The sequence below is a fragment of the Pseudidiomarina terrestris genome, from assembly GCF_030466375.1.
In the GTDB taxonomy this organism is placed as follows: domain Bacteria; phylum Pseudomonadota; class Gammaproteobacteria; order Enterobacterales; family Alteromonadaceae; genus Pseudidiomarina; species Pseudidiomarina terrestris.
The window spans coordinates 199,697-211,873 of record NZ_JAGGJE010000002.1; the positions used below are offsets into that span (position 1 = coordinate 199,697).

The window sequence follows — 12,177 nt, forward strand, 5'->3', positions numbered from 1 at the left end:
CAGGCGCCACATAATCAAAGACATCGGCTAGTGATGTGAGTCCTTAATGAGCAGATCCATGGAAGAAGAACGCCAATCAGAGCACCACACACCGAAATTTTCGTGGCAGCGTCTGGCCGTCTTTGCCGCGCTCTTTACCGCGTTCACGCTGGCTGGCTTTTATGCCGTCTTCGATCACTTCTCGGGACGAACGTTTAGCTTCGATACCCGGCTTTTGCAGCCCGGGGTGATTCTGGCGACGCTGGTGTTGTTGCTGGTGTATTTTACGGCCGATGGTCTGCGACTCTATTACACTTTGGTTGCCCTGGGTGCACGCATACCGGCCACAGCGATGGCGAAACTGGTCTTTATTAATATTTTCTTTTCCAATATTACGCCGATGGCCACCGGCGGTGGTTTTGCCCAGGTGTGGTTCTTACACGATCACGGTATTTCAGTAGGAAGAGCAACCGCCGCAACGACGATTCGGACTGTACTGGCGATTTTATTTATTTTTTCGCTAACACCTGTACTGTTATTTTTATTACCGACTCTTGGCGCATCTTCGCTGAGCAGCGACATTGGCACAGCACTGCTAGTCGTTGCGATCCTGTACTTTACCTTCTTTGCCGTTGTGTTGCTGCGCGCGCAGTGGCTGATAACGCCGGTGACGCTCATCATCCAGCGCCTTCAGGTTTGGGGCTTAATCTCCGAGCACAAAGCCAGGCTTTGGTACTTTAAAGTGATGCGTGAGGTGTTGCGGTTCGCACGAAGTTTTTCGGTGTATTGCAAAGGGCCAAAAGCAGCCATTGCTTTGTCCGTGCTGGCGACGGGTGTTTTTTTACTATGCCTATTTAGTTTTCCTGCCCTACTCATGTGGGGTCTTGGCTACGATGTGCCATATCTGACCTCTGTCGGCTTATTGGTGGTGACAACCTTTATCATGTATTTTTCTCCGACGCCGGGGGCATCAGGAATTTCAGAAGGGGTGTTTGGCAGCTTTTTTAATGACTTACTGGCGCATGAGCACTTGCTGCTGGTGACGTTTAGCTGGCGCTTTTTAACGATTTATCTCGGTATGATTTTGGGGCTGTTTATTTTGCAGCGCTATTTGATTACACGTAGCCAATGCAACGGTGAGGCCGCATCGTGAGTAAGAAGCGTTGGCTGAAAATTCTGTTTTACCTGAATGTCGTTATTGTGACGGCGTTAGTGTCCTATAAAGTTTATCTGAATGTGGTCACCCCGGAGTTTTTCGGTGTTCATAACGAACAGCTAGTGGCAATAAATAAAACCATCGAAGCAAAGCAGGATTACAGTTTTGCGGTCGTGGGTAACATCAATAATTCCATCGGTATCTTCGAACGGCGAATTATTCCTCGGCTGAATGCCAGCGAGCTGGATTTTGTCATTTCTGCTGGCAACGCGGTAAGCAGCGGCGGTGAAGATAAATACCGCGCACTAAACGGCACCTTGTCACATCTGGAAAAACCCTATTTGCTGACCTTTGGCCAGCATGAGTATGAAGAGTTTGGCAGTTTTCGCTTTTATGATCATTATGGCCCGCACTTCTTTACCTTCACCGCCGGGGATAGCCGCTTTATCTTCCTCGACAGCACCGAAAAGACCCCCTGGCGCTGGCAAGCGCGTTGGCTGAAAGATCTTTTGCAGGCCGATACCTCGCGCCATCGTTTTGTTTTTATTGGTCACCCGTTACTACGCCCTGAGGAAGACTTTCTGTTAGCTGAGGCCGACGATTATCTGCAGCCTGAGGCATTTCGCCAGGAACTGTTGGCAACCCTAAGCGAGTACCCGGTGGACCGTGTGTTCTCTGCGAATGTCGCGATGTACGCTGAGCAGCAGCACCATGGAATTCCGTTTATCACCACCGGTGGCGCGGGCGGCCTGGTCTTGAACCAGGATGAAAGCTTCTACCACTATGTGGAAGTCATGGTCAGTGCAGAGCACGGTGTCGAGCATCGGGTCATTGACCTTCCTGTAGGTCAGCACCCGATTCTGAAACAACTAGAAAGCTTCTGGTTTTTTATCCACTCACTTTTTTATGTGGGTTATCTGAATTTTATCCTGCTGGTAAGTTTATTCTTAGCTATCAGTATTAAACTCTACAACGCCGTCTTTGTCGGTAAGTCCTATTACCCGGACTACGATATTGATGCCACGCCGTGGCTTAAGAAATCACTGCAAGTTGCCATGTTCACCAACAACTATTTGCCCTTTATTGGCGGTGTTCCTATTTCCATAGACCGGCTACGACGGGGTCTGATGGCCAGCAAGGATAAGGTTCTGATCGTTGCACCACGCTATCGGGAGAAAGCGGAAGACGAAGAGGATGTGGTGCGCACACCCTCGCTGTTTTCATTTGGCGCCAAAAGCGAATTTAGGTTCGCCAATATTTTTTCCGCTGCGGTACGAAAAAAGGTGAAGCAATTTAAGCCCGACTTGATTCACTCTCATCATCCATTCTGGATTGGCTCACTTGGCGTTTATATGGCCAGGCGGCTGAAGATACCGGTGGTCTATACCTATCACACGCGGCTTGAGCATTACTCTCACAACGTGATTATTCCCGGCAGCCTGTTCAATAATATCATCGTACACGCTCTGGTACGCCGGTTCGCCAATAAATGCGATAGCGTGATTGTGCCGACACACTCAACGGAAGAGTACTTGCGCATGATCGGTGTTAAGGGCGACATCTATGTGCAGCCGACCGGGATCGAGTTTGAGCGTTTCCATAGTGTCGACGAGCAGGCCGTGGCCAAGCTTAAAGCAGAGCTACAGGTAACTGATGAAACGGTGTTTGTCAGCGTGGCGCGATTATCAAACGAGAAGAACATCGATTTTATGATCGAGGCTTTGGCAGCTCTGAAACAGCGTTCAGAGAAAGCTTTTCGCTTTTTACTGATTGGCGATGGTCCACAGCGGCAGCGGTTGCAGGAAAAAGTCGACAGCTTAGGGTTACAACAGCAGGTGACTCTGGTGGGCTCGGTTTCCCCTGAGGCGATGCCAAGCTGGTACCAGTTGGGCGATGTGTTCTTATTTGCCTCGCAGTCAGAAACTCAGGGTATGGTGATCCTGGAAGCAATGGCTGCAGGTCTGCCGGTGGTGGCGGTGCGAGCGAGCGGTATTGATGACGTGATCAAAGAAGGCGCCAATGGCTTTAAAACTCCGGCACGGCAATCGCTATGGTTGGATAAAGTCACTGTGTTGCTGGAAGACCCGGCAACACGAGAGAAGATGGCGCAGCAGGCAATCGACTGTGCTGCGTCTCATTCCATTGAAAATTTTACTGCGGAAGTTCGCACTGTTTATGCTGAGACCCTGGCCCGGTTCGAGCAAAAGCGAAACAAAGGGCAGAAACGGAACCAATCATAATCAAATCCAACCTGTTTCCAGTGCTTTCAGGACCGCCCGGGTGCGATCGCGTACGCCCAGTTTTGCCATGATGGTGGAGACCTGGTTCTTAACCGTACCTTCTGATTTAAACAGGGCGCTGGCAATCTCGCGATTGCTCAGACCGCTAGCCATCAGCCGCAAGACCGCCAGCTCTTTATCAGACAAAGGCTCGGGCTGCTCAGCGCTGGCAAACGCTGGCTGGATCTGGCTCAGGCCTTGCAGCATGCGTTCGGTTACCGCGGGTTGAATCCAGCGTTCGCCATTGGCCACACAGGTAATGGCCTCAACCAAAGTTTCCAGCGCAACGTCTTTCAGCACATAACCACTGGCCCCCTGATGCAAGGCGGCCATCACCGATTCATGATCATCGAAGGTCGTGAGCATCATAACCGGCACGTTTACGCCTGCATCACGCAACTCGGTTAGGGTATCAATACCGCTTAGGCCGGGCATGCGAATATCCATTAAAATGACCTGGGGTGCATTGGCTGGTTCGTTATCTTTTAGTTCCGTTAATGCCTGCTGACCGCTGGCAGCTTCACCAATGACGGCGACCTGATCAGAAAGCTCCAGCAAGCTGCGAATGCCTTGCCGCACCAGCGTTTGATCATCAACCAGATAGACCTTGATCATAGCGGGTCCTGTTGTGGCACTGTTAACGTCGTGCGAAAGCCTTCTGGAGTGACGCTCCAGTTAAGCTCTGCGGCAATGTGTTTAGCTCTTTCCTGCATCCCTTTCAGGCCGTTTCCCGGCTGCCACGCTTGGCGCGCTTTGCCGTTGTCTTGAATGACCAACTGCCATGCCCTGTTGGCTTGAGCCAAAGTGACATGAATACGGGTTGCCTGGCCATGGCGCAGCGAATTGGTGATGGACTCCTGAGCGCAACGGAGCATAGTGTCAGCAACTTGAATGGCATTGATAAGAATAGTCTCGTCAGTCTCCACCTTGATGGCTACTGAGGGCGAGGCGCTGGCCAACTGCTGTAATGCCTGATGAATATCAATGTGGTCATGATCCCGAATATCGGCAACAGCCTCACGAACATCAGCCAGCAATAGTTTTGCCAGAGCGTGGCTGCGATCAATGGACTCGCGGGCTTCGGCATTAGCTTTACGCGCGGCAACTTGTAACTGGATGGTCAGAGCGGTCAGGTGATGGCCAAGCAAGTCATGAATATTGCGGGCGATGCGGGTGCGCTCGGCTTGCTCGGTGGCTGAAGTTAACAGTGCCTGAGTGGCTTTCAGTTCACGATTACTGTGTTCTGCTACGCGTCGGGCTCGCGCCTCGCGTAACTGTGCTGCAGACATCATGGTGGCGAACAAGTTAAAGGCCCAAAACAGCAGTGCCGAGATCCAGGTGTTCTCGATTCCCCAGTACCAGCCAAACACCAGCCAGATCGGTAGCGCAAATAAAGGCGACAGCAGAAAAGCGTTTCGCGTCGACATGAAGTAGGGCAGTTGCGCCGACCAAATAGTGCCGAAAATGGCAACGTAGGTGAAGGGTGTTACAAAATACATTGCGACCACCAGCAGGTACTGCATTGCAATCAACAGAACTCGTGTATGGGGTTCATGTTGAAAAGGTTTGTCGCGGGTACTCAGCAAAAACAGTACGGCAAAACTAATGAATAAAAAGCATAGTAGCGGAAGGATCCAAACTGGCTGCGGGCGTTCACTCAACACCGTGAAATAGATCGTTGAGCCCGCGACGAGGAGCATGGTCATCAGCGCGGAGAACAGTTCTACTGAAATGAGTGTCGAGAGTTTTTTCATGACTTGAGTATGGCACAGCGTTCGCCCCGGACAATAGCCCATAAGTCATGTTTTAAATCATGACCAACAGCACCTGTGCTAAGGACTGATGTTGAGTAAGCTTGTTGCAACTACAACCAGTAGGTTCCGGTTAGACAAGGAGAAACACCATGTTAGTTCTTCATCAGGCTATGCTGTATTTACATATCATCCTCGGTAGTGTTGCCTTAGTGGTCTTCTGGGTTCCTATTGCGGCGCGCAAAGGCGGCAGCAACCATGTGTTATTTGGCAAAATTTATGTCTGGAGTATGTACCTTGTCGCCACCTCGGGCATTTTGATGTCATTGATGGTGTTGGTTCATCCGGCGTTTTTCAAAGCCGGGCTATTGCAGGACGCTACGTCGGCCAAGGATATGTTGCGACAAATCTACTATTTCTGGAGCCTGTTACTGTTTTTGTCGTTATTGACCTTTGTCAGCGTGCGCCAAGCAATGTTGGTACTCAAACATAAACGCAATACCCAAGTATTTCGGCACTGGAGCTATCTGTGGATGCCGGCCATTATGTTCTTGGGTGGAGTCAGTCTGATTAGCATGGCAGTCATCAGCGATGACCGCTTAATTCTGCATTACATTTTTGGCGGGATCGGGCTGATTTCCGGTGTGCAAATGAGACGTTTTGCGTTTGAAAAAAACGCAACGCCAAAGCGTTGGTTGGCGGAGCATATCAGCTCAACTATTGGCTCCGGGATCGCCGTATATACAGCGTTTTTCGCCTTTGGTGCTCGGCAGTGGTTTAACTTTCTGGGTGACTGGCAGTTGCTCGCATGGCTGGTGCCTGGGCTTGTTGGCACTTTCGTTATTTTCTGGGCGACACGCCGCTATGTCGCGCCAACGCGCGCACAGCGGTCGTGAGGAAAATCTTATTCGAACTTTTGTTTGGCAGATTTAATCGCCGTTGATAACGACTGGGTGGCTGCCTCAAGACCTGTGCCGAGTTCAGTCCAGGCATCTTTGCCTGACTTTTTAAAGTCGTTGAGTTTACTTTCGGCTTCGTCTTTGAGGGCCTCAAGCTCCATCATTTTTTCCTTATATTTGATTTCGGAATCCGCTTCCTTTTGTTTTGCTTTGGCTCTGAGACGATCCATTTCGGCTTTCATTTCTTCAATTTGAGCTTCATGTTTTTTCTCAAGCGCTTCTTTACTAGCCATAGCTGCTCTCCTCATTTAGGAATTACACAAAAACGTCTGAACTCACTTAAAAGATGGGCAATAAAGTTAAAACAATCAAGGTTGTGATGGAATACGCGCTCGCTTTAGACCCAATATTAGCAATCGCCGCTGGTACCAGGAGCTGAAACTATCGATTTTGTTCAACTTCATCCGTTTTGTAAGTTTGGCATGTTGGTCACCACTAAAGCCGAAGACCAGCGCTTGAGCAAAGGTGCGAATTTTTCCTGCTAATGTTGCTGTGTTCTGATTGAGGTACTGCAAAGCTTGCTGCAACTGGAGTTCCTCGTCGGTGAGTTCGGTGCCGAATGGAAATGGCGGAAATAAGCTGGCATCCTGAAAGGGTTTAAGTGCCGCTTCGATAGCGGCAGGAGTATTACGTTGCCAGGCGCTCGGGAGCTGAAAATCAGGCGCGACTTTACCAGCATCTTTGGCCTGTTTTAGCAGCTCAGGCTGAAATCTGGCGTCGGCGATGCGGATGAGCGCAAGATAGATCTCTTCATCCTTTTTCCCTCTGAGGTCGGCGATACCATACTCAGTCACAACAATATCGCGGAGGTGGCGGGGGATTGTGCAGTGACCATAGGAAAAGACAATCGTTGAATCTGTTTTCCCCTTTGACGTTCGTGTGCTGCGCAGGGTTATGATGGAACGCGCGTCTGGCAGCTCGTGCGCCATGGCGACGAAGTTATACTGCCCACCCACGCCACTTAGAACCCGTCCGTCTTCCAGTCCGTCAGAAACTAAAGCGCCATTTAAGGTGCACTTGATGGCCGAATTGATGAAGCGCCCGTTTATGCGTTGTGCGACTTTAAGTCGCTGATCACCGAATCGATGATTGGTGAGGTTGTTAATATAATTGACGCTCGTCATGCAGATACGTTCGCGCTGGTCTTCGGGGAGACGCTGCAAATTCTGGTAAAATGCATTGGGTCCAAGGAAGAATCCGCCATGCATCACCACGCCATGTTTTAACCGCGCATCATCCCCGTGTTGAGGGTCGACCGCCCCTTGGTTGATCTGTTCTTGTAGTTCTGCGTCGGGGTAGACGTTGCGAGTCAGAATACCTGCTTCCAGTAAATGTAAAAAACCCTCTACCATCATTTCACTGCAGCCATATAACCCTTGCTTGAACGGACCTGTACCTCCTTCTTTGGCTGTTACCGGGAATTGTTCTGCGAGCTTCAGCGAGCGATGAAGCTTGTTCCAGTCGGTGTTTTTCTGATGGCGCAAACAGGTACTATAAACAACGGCTGAACCTAACGAGCCGATGCCGACCTGCAATGTACCCCCGTCTTTTAGCAAACTGCTGGCGTAAAAACCAATCATGTGATCGACCGCATTGATGCGGCTTTGCGGTACCGGGAACAGTGGATAATCCGTGCTGTCATTTTGCAAGATGAAATCAAAAGTACTCGCCGGAATAGCAGCATCCAGAGCAAAAAATGGGAGATTCTGATTACACTCGGCAATTAAGGCGATGGGCTTCTCTTGTGTTTCAGCAGCACGTAACTGCTGAAACAGGTCAAGCGATAAGTCAGGGTTACAGCTGAGACTGATGTGCTCTGGCGTGGCTTTGTTGTCGGCAGCAACCAGTTGGGCAACGGCATTGATGCCAAGCGCCCGTAGATCACGGATAGCGTGGGTATAATTGGTACAAATATAGCGCCGCTGTTGTTCATCGTGCTTGAGAAAGGCACCCGTTTGAAAGAAAAACTCGGAGACCTTTACGTTATCGGGCAACCTTTGCTTGAGCACGTCCCGGGCAAAATCCAATTCAGGGACACCGCCGTAAAGACGTTCAATGATGGGGGTCATGAACCTTGCTTTTAAACCACTTCCAGGTGCAGGAGGCACCAAGGATAATGCGGTGACAATATGCAGCTCAATCGAAGCGTCTGCTTTAGCGCGTTGATACAAAGCGTTAGTAAAATGAACCGGCTTTCCTAAACCAAGGGGCAGCCCTAAAATGATTTTCTTGCCAACGCGCTCGATGAGCTGTTCAACACAGTCATCGGCAGTTGCAAGATGGCGCGGACGGTCATGACGCATAGCAAAGTTCCTGATCAGTCATCGTCAACCCCTTCTGCGGCTAGCAGCTCTCGTAACTTTTGTTCGTGAGAGCCCAGTTTATAGCTGTGCCGCATCATGCCTTGCCAGGGGTCGTTCTTCTGCGCCAAACGGTGCGGAATCGTCTCGATGGTCCAGCTTTGCGGGCCGGCTCCATCTTCGAGCTCCTGCCATTCTATCGGCGTAGCCACTGAAGCAGTCGGCTGCGCGCGAACGGCGTAGGGTGCGACAGACGTCGCCCCGTATGCATTACGCAGCATATCCAGAAAGATTTTCCCGTCTCGTTTATCCTTACGCTGCTCAAGGGTATAGTCGTCGGGGTGTCGGTTCACCAGGACCCGCGCGCAGTCCTTGGCGAATTCACGAACCTGTTCAAAGTCGGCGCTACGATCCAGCGGCACAATAAGGTGAAAACCATTTGCACCTGAGGTCTGGATCCAGGTTTGCATGTCCACTTCTGCCATCAACTCGCGTACGCGCAGTGACGCCTGGCGCAGTGCTGCTGCGGGGTCGCCGGTACTGGGCGGGTCCAGATCAAAGACCAGCTTGTCAGGATGCTCGAGGTCGTCGGTACGTGCTAAGTAAAGGTGAGGGGTAATGACCGCCTGGTTGGCCAGATAAATTAATGCGGCGGCACTGTCGACCACCGGCGCATGAAACTGCCCACCTTCACGTTTCTCGATAGCCACCCTGGTGATCCAGTCAGGAAAATAATCAGGGGTGTCTTTATTAAAAAAGCTATCACCCTGCACACCGTCGGGAAAACGCTCCATGCTGACGCCATAATGCTGCATATGCGGCACCATGATGTCCGCGACTTTCTCGTAGTAATCGATTAAATCACCCTTACTGAGACCCGCGTCAGGAAAGAACATTTTATCGCGTTTCGATAGGTCAATCTGATGTCCGTCGACTTTCATAAACGTTTACTCCCCCTAAAGGTCCGCCACTTGCTCGGTATCTTCTTTGTGCACGTCGGTAGCGTGCTTGTCCCGGCGCAACCCCTGAAAACGCGGGTGGCGTAGCTTATCGTCTGCGGTCCATTCACTAAAGGCAACTTCACAGACGAGCTCTGGGCGAACAAAGGTGATCGCCTCGCCTGTTGGTGAGTTTTCATCGTAGGGTGATGTTTTGCGGCTCAACGACTGCAGTTTTTCATGGAGCCGCGTTAAGGTTTCATCATCGAACCCCGTGCCGACATCACCGGCATAAACCAGCTTGTCATCGCGATAGAAGCCCAGCAGTAAGGCACCAAAGCCAATCCGCTCCCCACTTGGCGCGGTGAAACCGCAAATCACAAACTCTTGTTGCATTAAACATTTAAATTTCAGCCAGTGGGGCGAACGACTATGCACATAGCGGCTGCTTGCCAGCTTGGCGATGAGGCCCTCCCAGCCGCGCTCACAGGCTTCTTTATAGTAGTTGATACCGTCGCCATTGCGATGCGCGGTAAAGCGCAGAGGGTCGTCCCATTGCAATGCACTGCGGAGTAACTTCTTCCGCCCGCGCAAACTACATTTGGTAAGGTTATGGCCGTCCAGATACAGGCAGTCGAACAGGTAATAATAGACCCGCACGTCACTGTTCCGGGCTTCCTCTTCTGAACTGACATTCATGCGCCCCTGCAGTTGTTGAAAGTCACTGACTCCCTCAGCATTGAGCGCAACCACTTCGCCGTCAAAAATGGCCCCGCGCGGTGCCTGTTGCTGCAAGGCTTCGACCAGTTCCGGATAGCTTGTGTTGAGGCATTTCTTGTTGCGCGAGCACAGCTTTACCTGGCCCTGAGTGTCGACATAAGCAAGAATTCGTTCACCATCAAGTTTACGCTCATACACCCACGCATCGTCGGCAAAATGGTCATGGGTCAGTTTGGCCAGCATTGGAGCTAGCCAATCGGGCATGGCCTGCTCATTTGCTTGTTCGCGATCATCCTCATCCAGGTGCTGGATAAAATCAGTCATCAGCTGAGGCTTCCTCATCAGCGATCTCAGACAAACTGCGCTGGGTCTTTACTGAATTGCTTTGCGTAGAGACCGGATTACGGCGCGCATCGGCTTCTTCATCGTCCATCTTCACTAGCAGCCAGCGCTCATCATCGCCGCTATCTGTGCGAATCAGAGCGTAGCCTCCGGTCAGTTTCTCGCCCTCCAGCCAGATCGTGGCATGACCATCGGCAAGTTGCTCGGCAACTGACTTAGGCTCATCGCCATTGCTTGCGTCTTTATGGTTGCGATAATAGCCTCTGTCCCAGACCATCACAGTGCCGCCCCCGTATTCGTCCTCAGGGATGGTGCCCTCAAAGTCGGCATAGGTCAGCGGATGATCTTCCGTGGGCAACGCCAGACGTTGTTCGGAGGGATCGGTGGAAGGGCCTTTGGGGACCGCCCAGGATTTAAGGACGCCATCCACTTCAATGCGAAAGTCATAATGCAGATTGGACGCATCATGTTTTTGTATAACAAACACCGGACGGCTTTCCGCCCAGTCAAAGCTGACATCATCGGCTTTTGGCTCAGATGTTTTGCGGAAGTCTCTTTTGTCACTGTAGCTGTCAGTGTCTGAGGATGCCATGGCTGCTCCCTCCCGTCGGTTGCGGCTGGTGCAGAAAAAAGCCAGCACAATGGCTGGCTTAAATTAGTTCATCTTGAAAGCTCTTTACATCGCTTAACTGTAAGTACGCGAAGCTTTGACGATTTTTTCAGCCAGCTGTGGTGTTTCACAGTGATTGGCGATATCGCCTAAAGTGACAACACCGACCAAATCCTTGTTCTCGCGGTCGTTAAGCACTAATAATCGCTGAACCTTTTGCTCAACCATATTTTGCACAACTGACTCAATATCTTCGTCCTGATACGTATACAAGACGCGTTCAGTAGCGATACTGCTGGCCTTGTCATCAAGGCTTTTGCCTTCAGCTACAGCGCGAACAGTAACGTCGCGGTCGGTAATGACGCCGGTCACTTTGTTGGCATCGGTGAGCGGTTCAAAGCCGCTCTTATTGTTGCGCATGGTAAGCGCAGCTTCGCGAATGGTTACGTTATCTTTCAGATACTGCGGTTGAGTTGTCATTACATTTTTAACTTGCATGATTACGCCTCCCTTCTTTGCTTTAAAGTACAAAATTAAGGCTAAAACTGCAGTTGAATGTGCAGTTCAAGTTCATTTCCCTGCACCTGTTAAGTATAGGAACGATGGCGAAAACTTCAAATTCAGCCCGAAGCTGTTGAGTTACCAGCTTAATCTCTGGGGTCTTTGTCATCGTGCTGATGCCAGATTCTAAAGCGGATCACTGCGTACCAAAAAAAGCCGACAACAAACATCAGCAGGGCGACGACATTTAACTGATCGCGGGCTTCATACGCATCTGCGGTCAGGTAAAACCAGAGCAACCCAGCGATAAGCAAAAACAGCGCAATGACCCCCTGAATTTGCAGGTGTTTAGCGGTGTTCTTGGTGGTTATTTCACGTTTGGGGTGCTTTTGCTGTTCCGGTTCATCACGTTTCACATAGCCACAACCTGGACAACTGTACTTGCTGTCCAGAACCTGATCTTCGCATTTAGGACATTTTTCAATTGGCATCAGCCCACCTATCCGTTGTTGAGAACTTAATAGTAAGTGTAGAAGAAATAGCTGATTTTTCATCAAAATCCGGGTGTGTTGTCAGGCGCAACTGGAAAAGTTGATTTTTTCATCACTGAGTGACACCTTTAATTCAGAGCTGTGAAATAAA

Annotated in this window: 12 protein-coding genes; 3 read left to right on the plus strand and 9 right to left on the minus strand. The window is 50.6% G+C overall.

The window, feature by feature from the left end:
* Positions 1 to 46 precede the first annotated feature (46 nt).
* Both J6J28_RS08300 and J6J28_RS08305 read left to right on the plus strand, forming a co-directional pair.
* Complete coding sequence (locus J6J28_RS08300; protein WP_301721035.1) at positions 47 to 1,132, plus strand: lysylphosphatidylglycerol synthase transmembrane domain-containing protein; 1,086 nt, start codon at positions 47 to 49, stop codon at positions 1,130 to 1,132.
* On the plus strand, positions 1,129 to 3,375 hold the full coding sequence (locus J6J28_RS08305; protein ID WP_301721036.1) for a glycosyltransferase: 2,247 nt from the start codon (positions 1,129 to 1,131) through the stop codon (positions 3,373 to 3,375). The genes J6J28_RS08300 and J6J28_RS08305 overlap by 4 nt, the downstream gene beginning before the upstream one ends.
* Here J6J28_RS08305 and J6J28_RS08310 read toward each other — a convergent pair whose 3' ends face one another.
* Together J6J28_RS08310 and J6J28_RS08315 are read right to left on the minus strand one after the other, a co-directional pair.
* Positions 3,376 to 4,029 (minus strand): response regulator, encoded by a 654-nt coding sequence (locus J6J28_RS08310; RefSeq protein WP_301721037.1) that lies wholly within the window; start codon positions 4,027 to 4,029, stop codon positions 3,376 to 3,378.
* Positions 4,026 to 5,168: a sensor histidine kinase gene (locus tag J6J28_RS08315; protein ID WP_301721038.1), complete on the minus strand. Its 1,143-nt coding sequence runs from the start codon at positions 5,166 to 5,168 to the stop codon at positions 4,026 to 4,028. The genes J6J28_RS08310 and J6J28_RS08315 overlap by 4 nt, the downstream gene beginning before the upstream one ends.
* A 149-nt stretch (positions 5,169 to 5,317) precedes the next feature.
* Here J6J28_RS08315 and J6J28_RS08320 point away from each other — a divergent pair, with 149 nt between their 5' ends.
* The gene (locus J6J28_RS08320) at positions 5,318 to 6,061 is read left to right on the plus strand and encodes a hypothetical protein (RefSeq protein ID WP_301721039.1); all 744 of its coding nucleotides are present in this window, start codon (positions 5,318 to 5,320) and stop codon (positions 6,059 to 6,061) included.
* A gap of 8 nt (positions 6,062 to 6,069) precedes the next feature.
* Here the strand turns inward: J6J28_RS08320 and J6J28_RS08325 are convergent, their stop codons facing one another.
* The 7 genes from J6J28_RS08325 to J6J28_RS08355 all read right to left on the minus strand — a co-directional run bounded on the left by J6J28_RS08325 (position 6,070) and on the right by J6J28_RS08355 (position 12,026).
* Complete coding sequence (locus J6J28_RS08325) at positions 6,070 to 6,357, minus strand: sll1863 family stress response protein (RefSeq protein ID WP_301721041.1); 288 nt, start codon at positions 6,355 to 6,357, stop codon at positions 6,070 to 6,072.
* A 75-nt stretch (positions 6,358 to 6,432) separates the two neighbouring features.
* Positions 6,433 to 8,427, minus strand: coding sequence for an acetyl-CoA hydrolase/transferase C-terminal domain-containing protein (locus tag J6J28_RS08330; protein WP_301721043.1), 1,995 nt, complete (start codon positions 8,425 to 8,427; stop codon positions 6,433 to 6,435).
* 14 nt (positions 8,428 to 8,441) lie between these two features.
* Positions 8,442 to 9,365: a non-homologous end-joining DNA ligase gene (gene ligD, locus J6J28_RS08335; protein ID WP_301721044.1), complete on the minus strand. Its 924-nt coding sequence runs from the start codon at positions 9,363 to 9,365 to the stop codon at positions 8,442 to 8,444.
* Positions 9,366 to 9,380: 15 nt separating this feature from the next.
* A complete protein-coding gene (ligD, locus tag J6J28_RS08340) occupies positions 9,381 to 10,406 on the minus strand; it encodes a non-homologous end-joining DNA ligase (RefSeq protein ID WP_301721045.1) in 1,026 nt (341 codons plus the stop codon).
* Positions 10,399 to 11,016: a DNA polymerase ligase N-terminal domain-containing protein gene (locus J6J28_RS08345; RefSeq protein WP_301721046.1), complete on the minus strand. Its 618-nt coding sequence runs from the start codon at positions 11,014 to 11,016 to the stop codon at positions 10,399 to 10,401. The genes ligD (J6J28_RS08340) and J6J28_RS08345 overlap by 8 nt, the downstream gene beginning before the upstream one ends.
* 93 nt (positions 11,017 to 11,109) lie before the next feature.
* Positions 11,110 to 11,532 (minus strand): CBS domain-containing protein, encoded by a 423-nt coding sequence (locus J6J28_RS08350; protein WP_301721047.1) that lies wholly within the window; start codon positions 11,530 to 11,532, stop codon positions 11,110 to 11,112.
* A gap of 149 nt (positions 11,533 to 11,681) precedes the next feature.
* Positions 11,682 to 12,026 carry a zinc ribbon domain-containing protein gene (locus tag J6J28_RS08355; protein WP_301721048.1) on the minus strand — a complete coding sequence of 115 codons (345 nt, stop codon included), beginning with the start codon at positions 12,024 to 12,026 and terminating at the stop codon, positions 11,682 to 11,684.
* Between the last annotated feature and the right edge of the window lie 151 nt (positions 12,027 to 12,177).